Consider the following 15,778-nt stretch of genomic DNA (forward strand, 5'->3'; position numbering starts at 1 on the left):
ACGCTGTCAATCAACGCCGAAACGCTGACCCGCGCGGCGGATGTGGCCGTAGGGCGGGCTTCGGCCCGCTATCTTTCTATTAATGCGATCCAACCGTTTTCCCGCGCACCCGAGCGCGGGATCAAGGCCGCAGGATGCGCGAGAGGGGTGCAATCCACTGTCGGGCAGGCGATTTTGCCGAGAGAGGTCAGGCCGCGCCCGGACTGGCAATGGGTCGATACAGGCGCAACGCTCGGATGGAACATCCACCCGGCAGGCATAAAGTCACCCGTTCACAGGTCATAAGTCATAAGCCAACCCGCAGCCATCAATGCCTGTTCACAAAATCCACGACCGCGCCTCGTGCGCTTTCAGAACGGGCAGAACGGTTTGATCGTAGCGGTTTGCGCCGTCGGGGGTGTCAAGCTCGGGAAATAGGGTCATCAACTCGTGCTGGGCTGTCTTGGGCAAGCTGCTCAGCGCGCCTGGGCCCGGAAACAGTGTTTCGGTCCACACGCCCTCTGCACGGATAAGCTGATGGGTGTCGAGAAGCAGGTGATGATAGGTCACAATTCCGCCGCTGCGCAGACGGATGTCATGGTCGTTCACCAGGTGAACGGCAGCTGCCAGAACGTCCGGTGCGCCGAACAAAAGCTCGGCTTTCCAACCTGACAATTGAATCCGATGCTGTTGCGATGTTTCCAGCGGGACCGTGTTGCCCAACGCACCGGGTGCAAACACCACTGATGCAAACGCGCCCCGGCGCACGGCCGCGCGCGCGCCGTGCCAGCGGATTGGCATGGCAATGCCGGACGCTGTTGTAACCAGGTCGCCGACCTCAAGCTCCTCGATGGGCCGTGGGCCATCCGGGGTGTCGACCCGCGTGCCACTGGCCAGGCAGATCGGTGTCGCATAGTCACTGGCCGCAAACGACGGACCTTCTTGCGTGCTGGTGACGGTCAGTTGGACCCCCACAGGCGGGAACCCACCCGGACCACCGATAAACGCGAGCCCCTCGATGGTGCCGTAGGCAGGCGACGAGTTGTTTACGTTGAACGCAACCAGCGTCCAGGACGATGTACCGTCCGTGACGACAAAGGAATACTCGGCCTCGACCACCGTGTTGTCGGCGTAGATGGTGCCATTTACGTCCTGCGCGCCGTCCAGCCGTTGCGAGCTATCGCTGTCCTCGAAATTGTCGTCATTGTCCCTGACTGAAATCGGCTGCCAGCCGTTGGAATCCAGCGTCAGCTGCAATCCCTGCAAATGCACGCCACTGCCTTGATCCACGCCGTCAAGCTGGCCGCCCACCACTGTGACGTCCGACTTGTCCAGAACATAGATATCATAGTCAGGCATGCTGCAATTGTCCCAACACCTTTGGCGCACCAGTAGACGGTTATGGTGGTATTAAAAGGCCAAACCCGTGATGTGCCGTGAAATTTTTGTGGCGTGATTGTGTCCCGCAACAGTCCTGTTCACGGGTGGCGCGATATGTAAGCGGCGCACGGCAAAACCCTTGCAAGTTCTGACGACGGCGCCTCGTCCCGCGTGTCCGCAAGCGCTCGATCATCGCCGGTGCCAATCACGCAACGTGATGCCCCAAGGACCCCGCCGCCTGTCTGATGAAACCCGCTGCCGAGGTGGGTGAACGCTTGCATCAGGTCAGGTACGCTTCGATTAACCGCTTTTTAACAAACCCCACCGCACGCACCGTTAACCCGGTCTCCCGTGCACAATCGGTGTACGGATGGTGCACGGGCTGTGCACGCCCTGTGCATACCGATTTTCCATAAAACAAAGGCGTTAACCCACGATTCACCATCCCGCGCTGCAACACCCCATGATCCGTTGCGCGCCGCGGCATCCAGGGCCATTGACCAGCCCCCTATTCCGGGACATATCCGGTCCATGACACCGCTTTCACATATCCGCAATTTCTCCATCGTCGCCCATATCGACCACGGGAAATCGACCCTCGCCGACCGGCTGATCCAGTCCACCAACACCGTGGCCGACCGGGACATGAAGGAACAGCTTCTCGACAGTATGGATATCGAACGCGAGCGGGGGATCACGATCAAGGCCAACACCGTCCGCATCGACTACACCGCGCAGAACGGCGAAAAATACGTTTTGAATCTGATAGATACACCCGGCCACGTCGACTTCGCCTACGAGGTCAGCCGGTCCATGCGCGCCGTCGAAGGCTCGCTTCTGGTGGTGGATTCAACGCAGGGGGTCGAGGCGCAGACGCTGGCCAACGTCTATCAGGCCATCGACGCCGACCACGAAATCGTCCCCGTGTTCAACAAGATCGACCTGCCTGCATCGGACATCGACCGCGTCGCCGAACAGGTCGAGGATGTGATCGGCATCGACGCCTCGGGCGCCATCGCAGTGTCCGCCAAGACGGGCGAGGGGATCACTGAGACGCTCGAAGCCATCGTCACCCTGCTGCCCGCACCCAAGGGGAACCCCGACGCCGACCTCAAGGCCATGCTGGTCGACAGCTGGTACGACAGCTATCTCGGCGTCATCGTCCTGATCCGCGTCATCGACGGGCGGCTGAAAAAAGGCCAGAAAATCAAGTTCTTATCGAATGATACCGTCCACCACGTGGACCGTGTCGGCGTCTTCCGGCCGCAGATGGAAATGGTCGACAGCCTCGGTCCCGGCGAGATCGGCTTCCTCACCGCCTCCATCAAACAGGTCCGCGACACCCGCGTCGGCGACACGATCACCCACGAACGCAAAGAGGTCGAACCGCTCCCTGGCTTCAAGCCCGCGCAACCGGTTGTTTTCTGTGGTCTTTTCCCCGTGGACAGTGCCGAATTCGAAGACCTCCGCGACGCCATCGACAAGCTGGCCCTCAACGACGCCTCGTTCTCTTTTGAGATGGAAACCTCCGCCGCCCTCGGCTTCGGCTTCCGATGCGGTTTCCTCGGCCTGCTCCACCTCGAAGTGATCCGCGACCGGATCGAACGCGAGTACGGCATCGAACTGATCACCACGGCCCCGTCGGTCATCTACCACGTCCATATGAAGGACGGCACGATGACCGAACTGCACAACCCCGCCGACATGCCCGACCTGTCGGTCGTGGACCACATGGAAGAACCGCGGATCAAGGCCACGATCCTCGTCCCTGACGACTACCTCGGCGACGTGCTCAAGCTGTGCCAGGACCGCCGCGGGATACAAGAGGATCTGACCTACGCCGGCACCCGCGCCATGGTCGTCTACGACCTGCCGCTGAACGAGGTGGTGTTCGACTTTTACGATAGGCTCAAGTCGGTAACGAAAGGTTACGCCAGCTTCGACTACCAACTGACGGGCTACCGCGAGGACAACCTGGTCAAAATGTCGATCCTCGTGAATGACGAGCCGGTGGACGCCCTGTCGATCATGGTTCACCGCGACCGGGCTGAGATGCGCGGGCGCGCGATGGTGGAGAAGCTCAAGGACCTGATCCCCCGCCACATGTTCAAAATCCCGATCCAGGCGGCGATCGGCGGCAAGGTCATCGCGCGCGAGACGCTGTCCGCGATGCGCAAGGACGTGACGGCGAAATGCTACGGCGGGGATGCGACGCGGAAGCGCAAGCTGCTGGACAAGCAGAAGGCCGGGAAGAAGAAGATGCGTCAGTTCGGGAAGGTGGATATTCCGCAAGAAGCTTTCATTTCCGCCCTCAAGATGGACGGCTAAGCCGTCCATATCGGGCGCAAATGAAAGCAGTGCGCGAAAGTCGTATCGCGCAGCGATGCGCGTAGCGGCACCCGGTAGGGTTTTTAGGCAGAACTACTCCTTTGCCGAGCTGTGCCTCTGACCGGCAGGAGTAATCTTTTTCAGAAGAGAATTTCTTAGAAAGCGGAGGATGGCCAGTACTTTCAATTCCCCAGATTGCAACCTATCTTCGTAGATGGATGAAGGGAATTCGAATGAACGATCTGACTGCGCGGAGCGATATCGAACACGTTAGAGAAGTATTGGAAATGTTCGATGAGTTTATTGAAGCAATGCCTGCAAGGTTTGATCGACGTAGGTTTAAGGTCCTTCGCCACTCGTCATATAGTCAGTGGGATTGGGCTACTGCTGCGAATGTATCACAAGGAACAATCGGAAACTGGGAACGAGGTGATACGTCTCCACAGGGCTACTATCGCGCGAATCTACGGCGAGCCGCCGTCTCGTTGAGAGATCATTTTGAGGAACATGCAACCGATAGCTTAAGACACGTTGGTACGCTGTTTGACCCCGTCAAGACAGATCGGCAACTTCGAAACTCTATTCTAACTGCCGCGCTGACTGACTTTGAGTTGGCGGAAGACGGTAAGCAAATTATACCAATTGCCTTTGGCGCAGATACTCAAGATCAGGCAGCTGAAGAATTCGACAAAGACAAAAGAAATTTGATTGAATCTCTTGAGGCGCAAGCAAATGCTATTCTCGAAGAGTTGGATCATGGCGCAAACGTTCCAACTGATAAGTTGAGGCGAGGTTTCGATAGGTATCTTCAAGCTACAAAAGAGGATGAAGTTAACCCAAGACTGCTAAATAGGTTTGGGCAGACACTCATTCGGGCTGCGAATGAGGAAGACACGCTATCGGCGTTGTCAACGATTGATCAAGAGGCGCTTCAAGGGTTCAGAAACGATCACCTTGAGTTGATGCGGTTGTACTTCCGTGAAGCGTTAGCGAAGGCACAGGAGGTGGAGGCTACTGAGATAGATGCCGATGCTGAATTAGATGACGGATCGCAGTTTAATGAAGTTGCTGATATTTTGGAGCAAGCCAAGGGCGACAGCGGTGCTCCTCTTGTAAGCAGGTCAATATCGACGCTTTTGCGTGACATTGCCAACGAAATGCGCGACCTCACCGAAGCGATTGCATTTACGATGGACCTTACTAGAAGGTCAATCTTACAACGTCGCAAAGTCGAAGCATTTAAAAGTGGTTCCATCTACGTTGGTCGGTTTGTTTTCTTTGGAGCATTGATTGTTGCGGTTGGTGCCGGTGAGGTTGTCGGAAGCATTGCTGGTGTTGTAACTCTTATGGAGACCATTGCCCCTGGCACTATTCGCGGGAAATATGAATCTCTTAGAGAGCGATTTCCAATACTCCCAAAACTACCTGAGAAACCGGATTGATCACGCACCCCGCATAACCAAACCCACCCCCACTCGAAACCGCGCATCCCAATGCACCCTCGAAAAGGCCCAATCCTCGGGCCGTTCAACAAATCCGTGCTTCACCGGGGGGCTCCGCCCGATTGCGGCTGAGACGGTCCACCGGACCGTTTCCAAGACGCCGCTCACTCCACCAATACTGCACCTGCACGCGGTAATCGGCCTCACCCCGAATACCGGGCTCGGCCCGTTCGACCCTCAAACCGTCCCCCGGACGGTGTGTCGCTGCGCGAACCGGGTCTCACTCCCGGAACCGCCTCTGCCAAACCCCCGCATCCCCCTTCGCGATCTTGCTTGCCGAACGCTGTAGGGTGGGGTTCCACCGCATGCCCAAACCGTTTTGCCTCGGTGGGTTGGAACCCCACCCTAACGGCATCGCGAATGCTCCGCGCAAACCGCGCCTTGGTCGCGGGGGCTCCGCCCGTTGCCACCTCAATTGATCCCCCGGATCAATCGCTTGGCTGTGCCCGGACCGGTGCCAATCCCCGATAAACACGCCCACATTTGACCAACATCAATGCATCCCACCGCACCCCCATGCACACTCCGCCCAACCCATATGACCGGAGGCTCCACATGCAGCGTTTCATGCTGTTCTTTGTCCTGCACATTTTCATCGGCGCCAGCCTGGCGGGCACGGGCGTGATCGCCGCGCTGTCCCTGGGCTTTGGCACCGTCGGGCCGATCCTGATTGCGGCGGCCATCGGGTTCGTCGCGGCCTTCCCCGTGACGTGGATCGTGCAAAAGCGGATCACCGGCCTGGGCTGACAAGCGCAGCGCGAGGCACACAAAAAAGCGCGCGAGGGCATCATTGCCGCCGCGCCGCTTGTCCTCAAATGCGCCGCCGTTATTCCACGAAGCCGAAGCTTTCGTTTTCCATCCACACGGGTTCGCCAATGCCGGCGCGCATCAGCAGGCAGGCCGTCCCCTTGCGCTGGAAATACACGCCTTCCATCTCGTACCACCCGGCCTCGGGCACCTCGACCTCGACCGTTTCGGTGGCTTCGCAGGGATGCACCCCGTCGAAATAGGCGACTTCCTGGCCGCCAATCGACATCTGAAGCCCATCATTGCTCATGAAATCAACAAGGTATGTGCCCGCTTCGTCAAAGCGCACATAGCCGGAAATACCTGCCACGACCTTGTAGGGTGTGCCGCTTGTCAACGTTTCCGTGCCATCCTCGGTATCGCGGTAGTCCATGCCAAGGAGCGGCTTGCCGGGCCGCGCGCCGTCGAGCGCATCGACCGCGTCGTCCAGAGTCCTGGGATTGGCATCGAGATTGTAGACGACGGCCAAACCCTGCTGCAGGTCGCTTGGTTGCGGATCTGCGGGTGTCAATTCGAGCGGTGCGGCCAGGCAAGCGCCCGCCATGGAAACGAGGCCGAGTGTCAAGGCGGCCGTCTTCAACATCTTCATCATGATCTCCCGTTGGTCCCGACCGCTGTTGGCGCGGCCTTAAATCCCGGGAAACTTAAAAGCCGTTGCCAGCCGATGACAACAGGGGTGGGGCTAAACGTCACGAAACTTTGGCAAAACTACACGCGTCGGTAGAAAAGATACCGATCCGGGGCAATCGTGTCCGGTCCACAGATCTGTTCGAACCCGACAAGCGGTTGCTGCGACAGGATCAGCCCGCCAGGGACCATGACGGCGGCAATCCGCGGGCTCAGGCGGGCGCCTTCCTCGACGTCCTTGTCCTTGATGCCATAACCAAAATCGTAATGCGCCATCACCATCCGACGCCCCTCTTGCGCCAGGCGGGTCAGCATCGGCTCGGCCTCGCCTTCCAGAAAGTCCGCTTCGGGCGGCACGCAACTGGGGTGGCATTTCAACATGCGGTCGATCACCCAGATCCGGCGGTCGGGCAATTCCTGGCGCAAGTGATCGTAGGTCCGCCCATTGCCAAGGCCCATCTCCAGAACGTCGCCGTCCATGTCGGCGATGCGTTCGGCCGCCCAGTTGATGCCGTCGATCTGCGCGGTCAGGCGTCGCCGCATCGATTCCAGTCTGCTCATGTCAAGTCGTCTCCATCGTCCAGGGGGTGGCGCCTCCGGACAGCATTTCGTGTATGAACGCGCTGGTGAAATCCCAGATCGCTTGGGTGTGGACCAGGTGGTGGGTCAAAAGGCCAAACGGCTCCGCCGCGTCCTCAGCCCGCTGCCTGCGCGCCCGCAGATGGGCGACGGTGCTTTGGACCAACATGTCGGGTTCCACAAGATCTCGTGTGCCTTTCCACCAGATCGGGTCGATATGGGTGTTGATCTGCGTCAAACCGGGGGCAGCTTCATGCCCCTTTCGCGCACCAAACGTGGACAATATGGTATAGCCCTGTTGCGCCAGAACCGGCAGGTGCGTGTCTTTCACCCGGTTCCACGGCGGCACGAATGCGGGGCGCAGGCACAAGCCAAAGAGCTGCTGCATCCTCGCCAATCCACGCGCGCTGTCGTCGGCCAGCCCCGGACGATCCGTCAGAAACTCGTTCTTCTTTTCACCGGGAATGCTGTGATCGTGATGCGCCCAGCCGTGGACCAGGGGGATGATGCGCCGGGCCTTGGTGTACTCTGCCAGGGCGGGCGCTGCGTGCGCCGGGATGATGGCCAGATGGACGGCAAGCCCGGTGGATTGTGACAGGTCTGCAAGCCTGTCCAGCGCCGCCGTCGGCGCAATCGCATCGTCGTCGCGCCACCAGAAGGGTAGGGCAAGGCCACCGCGGCGACAGGCGCTCAACTCCTGCCGCAAAGGGGTCCAATCAACCTTCATGCGCCCTCCGCCGGTGCAGATCATGCACGATGTCCACGGTGCACGCGGCGCCGTTCATACCGGCGGTTTGGCGGGGCCGATCCGGTCCGCCCTCTGCCTTCGCGATCGCACGCAAAAGGGCATCGCCCAACAGGTCCGCTTGCCGGATCACGGCGATGCCGGGCAGCTTGCTCAACGCCCTGGCGCGCAAGGTCTGTTCCACCTCGCCCCCGTCGTCAAAGGGCACAAGGACGGCGCGTACACCGGTTTGCAGCACGTCCAGCGCCGTGTTGTAGCCGCACATGGAGACTGAGATGTCTGCCCCCATCAGCAGCTCGCGGAAGTCGGGGCGCGGCCCTTCGATGGTGACATTGGCGGGCGCCGCTTGGGACAAGGCGCTGCGCCGCGCGGCGTTCCCCCCGACCAGCAGATGCCAGGACCGGGCGGGCGCGCGTCGTGCTGACGCGAGGGCCGCGGAAAACAGGGTATCGCCCACGGCACCGCCACCGGCACTGACGATGATGTCACCCGCAGTGTCCGCGACTTCGGTCGGTGCGGACGGTGCGACAAAGCCAGTATAGTGCAGCTTGTCTTGCAGCGCCGCGGAGACCGGCCAGCTTTCCTGCAGGGCCACGACATTCTCATCGGAATGGACCAGCACGCCGTCATAGGCGTCGCTGACAAGATCATTGGCAAATGTGACCTTCTCCGCCTTGGATGGAGGGGCGAGGATATCGCGGACCGAAGACAGGATCAGCGGTGGGGTTTGCAGCGCCTGCGCCGTGTCGAGCAAGGCCTGAAACTCGCGCTTCAGGCCGCGTCGGCCAAAGGGAAACAGCTCGGTGATCAGAACGTCGGGGGGCGTCGCACGGATGTGGGCCAGCAGCGCGTCCTTGCGCGCCTCCAGGTAAGGTGCGTCTGCCGTGACGTTGCCGTCGGTCAGAAGGTTGGAAAAATCCGTGCCGTCCGAATGCAGGGGGGGCAACTGCACGAGGGTGATACCGGTGGTATCAAAATGCGGCACGGACCGCCCGCCACTGATTACCGTAACCGTATCACCGGCGGCGGCAAAGGCACGCCCAAGCGTCAGCGCGCGGGCCAGATGGCCCGTGCCCAACAGGTGCGTGACGACGAGTGTGACCTGCATCAGCGCCGCTCCAACCGTTCGACTTCGGGGGCGAGCGTCAGCTTATCCCCCTGAACATGAAGAACAAACAAGCGGTTGCGTTTGATGCGAAAGGGGGCGTTGCCGTGAAACGTCCACCCGGTGGCGAGGGCCAGCAGAACGCGCATTGTGCCGATATGGCAGATGGCAACCGTGTCCCGTTCCAGACTGGCAACCCAGGGTATCAAGCGCGCGCGCAGGGCGCTTGGCGGCTCGCCCCCGGGCGGGCAATAGTTCCAGCCCCAATCCTCGATGTGCCGAAAACCGCTCTCCGGATCCTTGGCCAGTTCTGCCCCATGCTGGCCTTCCAGCGTGCCCCAATTCATCTCGATCAGGCTGGGTTCGATGTGCGGTTGGCGTCCGGCCAGCAGGCGTGCCGTCTCAACCGCGCGGGCCAGAGGGCTCGACTTCAGGTCGGCGGATTGCCAGGCGGAGGGCAGAGCGAGCGCGCCCAGTTCCGCCCGTGCCACATCATCCAATGGGATGTCGCTGCGCCCCTGCAGCCGACCCTCGCGGTTCCATGCGGTGTGACCGTGGCGCAGCAGGGCAAGCCGGATCATATCGTGGCCTCGATCCCGATGCGCAGGGTGCGCGCGGCGGCGGGCAGAAGGTGATCCGCCTGCACCTTGCCGCGTGCCTCTGCCGTCGCAGCCGCGTGCAGGTCCGGCCGCGTCAGCAACTGTGTCACGCGGGCCGCCATCGCATCCGGGCCATCCGACAGTGCGGGCTGTGTCCCGGCCACCACATCCCGCACGCCGGGCCGATCCTGGGCCACCACGGGAACCCCAGCCGCTTGCGCCTCGAGATAGGCGTAGCCGAACGCCTCATTCACGCCAGGCCAGAACAGCAGGCGTGCCCTTGCATAGTTCCGCTGCAACGCGTCCGCGGACAGGGCACCAAGCATCCGAACCCGGGCACCAAACGGCGCCATCAGATGCAAAACCTCCGCCTGCGCGGGGCCGTCACCGGCGATGTCCAGGTGCCAGTCCAGGTCAGGGTCGAGCAGGCTCAGCGTGTCCGCGATCAAGCGATAGGACGACAGCTTGTCCCCGATACGCATCATGCCGACGCTTAACATCGGCCCGCTTTGATCCGATCGGTCAGGCAGTGTGTCAAATGGCAGGAAGGGCGGCAGGTGGATCAGCGACTGACCCGCCGGGGCATCGCGGCGCAAGGTTTCGGCATCGCGCCGCGTCACATAGAAAATCGTATGTGCATGGTCACTGGCGGCCTCTGCCGCTGCCGCAAATTCCGCCCAAGGGCCAGATAACCGTTTGCGCGCGCGCGTGCTTTCCACCTGAAGGTAGGGAATGCCCAGGGCGCGCGTCACGGCGGGCCCGATCAGATCAGGCGCCTTGTAATAGTTGTGATAGGTCAGCCAGCAGCGCCACGTGCCTGCCTCTGCCAGTGCCAGAATACGCGCGACTTCGGCCTCTGCCTGCTGTGCCAGATCGGCCTGCACAACGCTGTCGCCGCGCCCATCGTAGATGCGCAAGCTGGATGGCATGGCGGTACCGTATCCGGCATGTTTCAAAGCGTGAATCAAGGCCCGCGCCATGGTGCGATCGCCCGAGGGTACGGGGTGGTCCGGCGCCTTGAGCGGCGCATAAAAGGCGATGCTCACACCGTCTCCATCAAGGCGCGCAACCGCTTGGCCAGATGGTTGATGCCGGGCTGCATGGTGAATTCGGCGTGCAGCCGGGCATGGGCCGCATCAGCCAACCTAGGACCCAGGGCCGGATCGGTTGCAACGTCCCCGATCGCTTGGGCCAGGGCCGCCGGGGCGTCGTCGCTCAGGATCCCGTGCACACCGGTGTCGATGAACTCGGGGATGGCCGAAACGGGCGTGCTGAGGATCGGCAGTTTCTGGCTCGCCGCCTCCATCAACACGTTGGGCAGGCCATCGCGGTCGCCGTCCGCAGCCACACGGCTGGGCAAGACAAAAAGGTCGGCGGCGCGCATCGCGTCGATCACCTCGGGCTGGTCGCAGGCCCCGCGCCAGGTGATGCGCCCGGTCAGTCCCAGCCGCTCGGCATGCCCTTCCATCTCCCGTTTCAGGGCGCCGCCGCCGATATGAACCCAATGCCAGTCCAGATCCTGCGGCAGCAGGGCCAGTGCCTCAAGCAGCCGGTCAAAGCCCTTCTTCTCAACCAGACGGCCCACGGACACCATCCGAAACGGATCGCCGGGCGCGCGTGCGGCGCGCGCAGGTGGGTCAGGGAAACGAGACAGGTCCAGCCCGTGATACACAAGGTCCACAGGTGTGCCAGAGGACAGGTCGTTCAGGTGTTCGGCGCCAAAGGCGGTGCAGGTCGCGCCGAAATGCGCCCCGGCGGTCTCCGGCGACAGCTTTTCGCGCAGCTCCCATTCGGGCGAGGTCCAGATGTCCTTGGCATGGGCCGAAAACGACCACGGCACGCCGCGCAGCATGGATGTGTAACGTGTAACTGACGCAGGCGTGTGCAGGAAATGGGCGTAAAGCGCCGCCGTCCCCTCGGGCAGTTCCCGCGCCATGACGCAGGCTTGACCGAAACGGCGCACGCGGTTGCGATTGCGGTCGCGCTTCAGGTCGCGCAGGAATTGCGCCAGCGCGGGCCAGAACGTGCGTGTGCCCAACGCAGCAAAGATAGCGCGCAGGACGCGAACAGGCTCTTGATGCAGGTATTCGGGCAGATAATGCACCCGGGCGTTCAAGCGGTCGTGCAGGGGATGCGTCTTGGTGTCTGTCGGATGGCGCAGCGACCAGATGGCAAAGTCGATGCCCGCCTCCTCCAGGGCGACCAGCTCCTGAGCGATAAAGGTCTCGGACAGACGCGGCCAGCCCTTGACCGCAATGGCAAGGCGAGGGGACGTTCGGGTCATTCGGCGGCGTCGTTCAGCGGTTGCTGCATCAGCGCCTGGGCACGGGCAATCACGACCTCCAGCCCGTCGAGCAGCCCGTCGGCGCCCGCCTCGGATGGGCGTTTCTGGCTGGGCAGGGCGCGAATGGCATCGACCATAGCCGTCGTCGTCAAACCCTCGCGGAACCGGTCGAGGTTGCGGACCAGGCCCAACTCCTCGGCCCGGTGGGCCCGGATCCACTGTTCCAGCCGCGGGCGCGTGCGCGGCACGATCACCGCGCGCTGATCGAAGGACAGAAGTTCACAGAAGGTGTTGTACCCCCCCATGCAGATCACGCCCTGCGCGGCTGCAAAAAGCGGCTCGATCTTGCTGTCGAACCCGGTCGAGGTGACACGCCCCCCCAGCGCGTCCACGCGCGCCTCGAACCGCTCGCGCACCTCGCCGGTCAGGAACGGGCCGTAGACAAGTACCGCGTGGGGGCCAAGGTCGGGATCCTGCTCGTAGGCGGACAGCACCAGATCGACCATCGCCGCTCCGTCGCCACCGCCGCCCGGCGTCACCAGGATATAGGGCGTGTCGGGCACCTCGGCCGCATCCACGATGCTGCGGCGTAAATAGCCGGTCCAGACGGTCCGCGCCCGCGCCGCGTCCGACAAGGGCAGGCCTTGCGTAGGGTCATAGACCGACCGCATGCCGTAAACCCAGATCTCGTCATAATACGCCTCTGCGGCGGTCACGGCCCCTTTCCGCTCCCATTCGGCGGCCAACACGTCGGGTTCGTCCAGAACATCGCGCAAGCCCAGTACGATCCTGGTCCGACGGTTCTGGCGCAGCCGGTCCAGCGTGTCGGTCAGCTCACCGCGAAATCCGGTGGGTTCCTTGTCAACGATCAGCAGATCGGGCTCGTACTGTTCGATGGTCGAGGTGATCAGGGCAGAGCGCAGGGCGGTTGTCGCCTCGATATCCATCCCCTCGGTCTGGCTGGCATAGGTTCCGTCGGCCAATTTCTTGACGCCGGGCAGGCGCACATGGTCCACCGCCGGGGGAAAGGTAAAGCGCCCGGCCACCGGGCTGCCAGTGAGGATGATCGCGCTTTCAGCCACACCAGACTGGGTCAGGGCCGAGGCAAGCGCACGGCTGCGCCGCAAATGGCCCAGGCCGAACGTGTCATGGCTGTACAGCACCACACGGCCCGTACAGCCGCCGCCCGCCATCATGATTGAGGAATTGGATTGGCCCATTGTCGTCGTCATTTCCCATCCCAGCGCAGACGATGCCATATCCCGCGCCCAGAGTCGTTCTGAGCCGTATAGCACAGTGTATCGGTTGACCAAGGTCACAAAGGTCAATTCCGGTCGCAATCGCGCAACGTGTGATGCGCTATCGCAAATATAGCGCAGTGTGCACCGCATTGCTGCAGATCAGGGATCGCGTGTGTTCAACTCTGAGTAGGCCAATTGTCACCGGCGGTGCGGTCGCGTAGCGTTTGCGCACTCTGACAGTGCGACGGCATTTCCTTATGACACATCTTTTTCTTCGGGTTCTCGCGCTGGTTTTGCTGATGGTCACGCTGGCAAGCGCACATATGGCGTCGGCGCAGGGGCTTGGTAGCCTGTTGCCCGGCGCCGGGTCCGCCGACAAGGCCAGCACGGATTTGTCCGAGGCAATTGAAACGGCAGCGGAAAACGGTGTCAGCGTAATCGTGATCGACAGTGATGGGCGGGTTGTGACCCAAGGCGGGTCGGCACCGGCGCCGAACGAGACACCGGGCAGCGGCACGACCCTGATGGCCATTCAGGATGACGCGGTGGCCTTTCGATCCGTCCTTGTCGACAGGCTTCTGAACCTGCCCGTCGCATTCAACGAAGTCATTTACATCCTGCGTTTCACCAGCCCGGATGGGACAATATTCGCCTATGTCCGGGCGCTGCTGATCAGCCTCGCGCTCTTTGCAGTCGGCATGGTGTTCGAGTCGCAGGTGTTCGGAAAACGTATCGTGAAACGCTTTGTCGTGGCGCGCATCGCGGCACAGCCCGACGGCTATGTCGAAAAGATGCCGTTCCTGGTCTTTCGCTTCTTCATGGGGGTGGTGGGCACGCTGGTGTCGATGGCGGTGGCTTACATCCTGGGCGGCCTGATCTTTGGCGCGCTCGAAGATGCGGCGATGCAGTTCACGGTCACGCTGATCAATATCGGGTACTTCCTGGCACGGGTCGTCGCCGGGCTATGGCGGATGATCCTGTCGCCATACCTGCCCCAATACCGCATTCCGCTGTTCAATGATCACGACGCGCGCAAGCTGCATCTTTGGCTATCGGCCGTCACGGCTTTCGGGTTCTTTGCCATCCTCTTTGGCATCTGGATCGAGGAGTTGGGCCTCAACAGTGAGGTCCACGTCTTTCTTTTCTCGCTTCTGAGCCTGCTGGTGATGGTTCTGAACATCGCCCTTGTCGCGGCCAACGGTCGGGCGATCACCGGCGCGATCCTGAATGGCAAGGCCCCCGCAGATGCCACTTGGGTCCTGCGCACGCTGGCGCGGGTCTGGGCGCCCATGGCGGTTCTGTATTTCCTGTTTGCATGGGGCGATCAGACCTACCACCTGGTGATCGGCGATCCGCTGGGCGTACCGCTTCTGGCGGCGGCCTGGGGCATTCTGACCACGATCCTTGTGGTGTACGGCGTCATCAATTTCTTTATCGAGCGCAGCTTTGCCCGTGCCCGGCAGGCTCGGGAATACAATGTTCGGGCCGAGGTCGCGCCGATGCCCGACCACCACGTCTCTGCCGCCGCCGGAGCCCCCCGCCTGACCACGTTCGAGGAGCTGTCCCAACGGGTCGCCGGCATCCTCGCCTTTGTTGCGGGCATCTATGCCTTTGTTACGATCTGGAGCCCCGACACCAACATGATGGGCGACAGATGGACCGACCGGCTGCTCGACATCATCGTGGTCCTGTTCATCGGCTACATTACCTACAATGCGTTCCGCATCTGGATCGACGGCAAGATCCGCGAGGAGCAGGGCGACATACAGGAAGCCGAGCTTGGCGACGAAGGCGGCGGGTCGTCGGCCACGCGTCTGGCCACCTTGCTGCCGCTCTTTCGCAATGTCGTCCTGATCGTCATCATCCTGTCGATCCTGCTGATCGCGCTGATGGAGATGGGTGTGAATGTCGGTCCGCTCTTTGCGGGCGCGGGCATCGTCGGCGTGGCCATCGGCTTTGGCTCGCAATCGCTGGTGCGCGACATCTTTTCCGGCGCGTTCTTTCTGTTCGACGACGCGTTTCGCAAGGGCGAATACATCGACGTGGGCGGGGTCAAGGGCACGGTCGAAAACATCAGCGTGCGCAGCTTCCAATTGCGCCACCACTTGGGCGCGCTGCACACCATCCCCTTTGGCGAAATCCAGGTGCTGACCAATTATTCGCGCGACTGGGTGATCATGAAACTGCCCCTGCGCGTGACCTATGACACGGATGTGGAACTCGTCCGCAAGCTGATCAAGAAGCTGGGCGTGGAACTGCTGGATGATCCGGTCATCGGCGACAATTTCATCCAGCCGCTGAAATCCCAGGGCGTGATCGAGATGCAGGACAGCGCCATGATCATACGGGTCAAGTTCATGACCAAGCCTGGCGACCAGTGGCTTGTGCGCAAGAAGGTGTACGAGGACATCCGCGCCCTGTTCGAACGCGAAGGCATCAAGTTCGCTCACCGCGAAGTGACCGTGCGGCTGGCCGATGGCAAGGCAGAAGAGCTGAGCGAGGATGACCGCAAGGCGATCACGGCAGCGGCGCAGGCCTCGATTGAAGAAGAGCTTATGGAAGACGCCGCCGAAACGGGTGACGACAGATAAAGCCTCTCGAC

13 protein-coding genes are annotated in these 15,778 nt (G+C 61.6%); 4 read left to right on the forward strand and 9 right to left on the reverse strand.

All coding sequences use genetic code 11. From position 1 onward, the window contains the following. Positions 1-318: 318 nt before the first annotated feature. Positions 319-1,338 carry a Hint domain-containing protein gene (locus BWR18_RS00375; protein ID WP_076626141.1) on the reverse strand — a complete coding sequence of 340 codons (1,020 nt, stop codon included), beginning with the start codon at positions 1,336-1,338 and terminating at the stop codon, positions 319-321. A 552-nt stretch (positions 1,339-1,890) separates the two neighbouring features. Between BWR18_RS00375 and lepA the strand changes: the two genes are divergently transcribed. From lepA to BWR18_RS00390, 3 genes are all read left to right on the forward strand, one after another. Further along, positions 1,891-3,687 (forward strand): translation elongation factor 4, encoded by a 1,797-nt coding sequence (lepA, locus tag BWR18_RS00380; RefSeq protein ID WP_076626142.1) that lies wholly within the window; start codon positions 1,891-1,893, stop codon positions 3,685-3,687. 233 nt (positions 3,688-3,920) lie between these two features. Continuing rightward, positions 3,921-5,129, forward strand: a complete 1,209-nt coding sequence (locus BWR18_RS00385) for a hypothetical protein (protein ID WP_076626144.1) — start codon at positions 3,921-3,923, stop codon at positions 5,127-5,129. A gap of 615 nt (positions 5,130-5,744) precedes the next feature. Continuing rightward, on the forward strand, positions 5,745-5,936 hold the full coding sequence (locus BWR18_RS00390; protein ID WP_172839336.1) for a CTP synthetase: 192 nt from the start codon (positions 5,745-5,747) through the stop codon (positions 5,934-5,936). A gap of 79 nt (positions 5,937-6,015) precedes the next feature. Here the strand turns inward: BWR18_RS00390 and BWR18_RS00395 are convergent, their stop codons facing one another. The 8 genes from BWR18_RS00395 to BWR18_RS00430 form a co-directional block, all read right to left on the reverse strand. Continuing rightward, positions 6,016-6,588, reverse strand: a complete 573-nt coding sequence (locus BWR18_RS00395; protein WP_254684907.1) for a PA14 domain-containing protein — start codon at positions 6,586-6,588, stop codon at positions 6,016-6,018. 116 nt (positions 6,589-6,704) lie between these two features. Next, positions 6,705-7,184, reverse strand: coding sequence for a class I SAM-dependent methyltransferase (locus BWR18_RS00400; protein ID WP_076626145.1), 480 nt, complete (start codon positions 7,182-7,184; stop codon positions 6,705-6,707). Between the two features lies 1 nt (position 7,185). Further along, positions 7,186-7,929 (reverse strand): polysaccharide deacetylase, encoded by a 744-nt coding sequence (locus BWR18_RS00405; protein WP_076630026.1) that lies wholly within the window; start codon positions 7,927-7,929, stop codon positions 7,186-7,188. Further along, complete coding sequence (locus tag BWR18_RS00410) at positions 7,919-9,055, reverse strand: glycosyltransferase family protein (RefSeq protein WP_076626146.1); 1,137 nt, start codon at positions 9,053-9,055, stop codon at positions 7,919-7,921. The genes BWR18_RS00405 and BWR18_RS00410 overlap by 11 nt, the downstream gene beginning before the upstream one ends. Next, positions 9,055-9,633: a histidine phosphatase family protein gene (locus tag BWR18_RS00415; protein WP_076626148.1), complete on the reverse strand. Its 579-nt coding sequence runs from the start codon at positions 9,631-9,633 to the stop codon at positions 9,055-9,057. Before BWR18_RS00415 ends, BWR18_RS00410 begins: the two co-directional genes overlap by 1 nt. Then, complete coding sequence (locus BWR18_RS00420) at positions 9,630-10,697, reverse strand: glycosyltransferase family 4 protein (protein WP_368073629.1); 1,068 nt, start codon at positions 10,695-10,697, stop codon at positions 9,630-9,632. The genes BWR18_RS00415 and BWR18_RS00420 overlap by 4 nt, the downstream gene beginning before the upstream one ends. Then, the gene (locus BWR18_RS00425) at positions 10,694-11,935 is read right to left on the reverse strand and encodes a glycosyltransferase family 4 protein (protein WP_076626150.1); all 1,242 of its coding nucleotides are present in this window, start codon (positions 11,933-11,935) and stop codon (positions 10,694-10,696) included. Before BWR18_RS00425 ends, BWR18_RS00420 begins: the two co-directional genes overlap by 4 nt. Next, the gene (locus BWR18_RS00430; RefSeq protein WP_157598854.1) at positions 11,932-13,131 is read right to left on the reverse strand and encodes a glycosyltransferase family protein; all 1,200 of its coding nucleotides are present in this window, start codon (positions 13,129-13,131) and stop codon (positions 11,932-11,934) included. Before BWR18_RS00430 ends, BWR18_RS00425 begins: the two co-directional genes overlap by 4 nt. Before the next feature lie 302 nt (positions 13,132-13,433). Between BWR18_RS00430 and BWR18_RS00435 the strand changes: the two genes are divergently transcribed. Then, positions 13,434-15,767 carry a mechanosensitive ion channel family protein gene (locus BWR18_RS00435; RefSeq protein ID WP_076626151.1) on the forward strand — a complete coding sequence of 778 codons (2,334 nt, stop codon included), beginning with the start codon at positions 13,434-13,436 and terminating at the stop codon, positions 15,765-15,767. Positions 15,768-15,778: the final 11 nt, after the last annotated feature.

The organism is Tateyamaria omphalii (assembly GCF_001969365.1).
In the GTDB taxonomy this organism is placed as follows: domain Bacteria; phylum Pseudomonadota; class Alphaproteobacteria; order Rhodobacterales; family Rhodobacteraceae; genus Tateyamaria; species Tateyamaria omphalii_A.

Bases quoted from the DNA above. Each gene is read 5' to 3' on its own strand.
- BWR18_RS00395 (WP_254684907.1), bottom strand. From the start codon at position 6,588: ATGATGAAGATGTTGAAGACGGCCGCCTTGACACTCGGCCTCGTTTCC.
- BWR18_RS00415 (WP_076626148.1), bottom strand. From the start codon at position 9,633: ATGATCCGGCTTGCCCTGCTGCGCCACGGTCACACCGCATGGAACCGC.
- BWR18_RS00435 (WP_076626151.1), top strand. From the start codon at position 13,434: ATGACACATCTTTTTCTTCGGGTTCTCGCGCTGGTTTTGCTGATGGTC.
- BWR18_RS00430 (WP_157598854.1), bottom strand. From the start codon at position 13,131: ATGATGGCGGGCGGCGGCTGTACGGGCCGTGTGGTGCTGTACAGCCAT.
- BWR18_RS00410 (WP_076626146.1), bottom strand. From the start codon at position 9,055: ATGCAGGTCACACTCGTCGTCACGCACCTGTTGGGCACGGGCCATCTG.
- BWR18_RS00400 (WP_076626145.1), bottom strand. From the start codon at position 7,184: ATGAGCAGACTGGAATCGATGCGGCGACGCCTGACCGCGCAGATCGAC.
- lepA (WP_076626142.1), top strand. From the start codon at position 1,891: ATGACACCGCTTTCACATATCCGCAATTTCTCCATCGTCGCCCATATC.
- BWR18_RS00390 (WP_172839336.1), top strand. From the start codon at position 5,745: ATGCAGCGTTTCATGCTGTTCTTTGTCCTGCACATTTTCATCGGCGCC.
- BWR18_RS00425 (WP_076626150.1), bottom strand. From the start codon at position 11,935: ATGACCCGAACGTCCCCTCGCCTTGCCATTGCGGTCAAGGGCTGGCCG.
- BWR18_RS00375 (WP_076626141.1), bottom strand. From the start codon at position 1,338: ATGCCTGACTATGATATCTATGTTCTGGACAAGTCGGACGTCACAGTG.
- BWR18_RS00385 (WP_076626144.1), top strand. From the start codon at position 3,921: ATGAACGATCTGACTGCGCGGAGCGATATCGAACACGTTAGAGAAGTA.
- BWR18_RS00405 (WP_076630026.1), bottom strand. From the start codon at position 7,929: ATGAAGGTTGATTGGACCCCTTTGCGGCAGGAGTTGAGCGCCTGTCGC.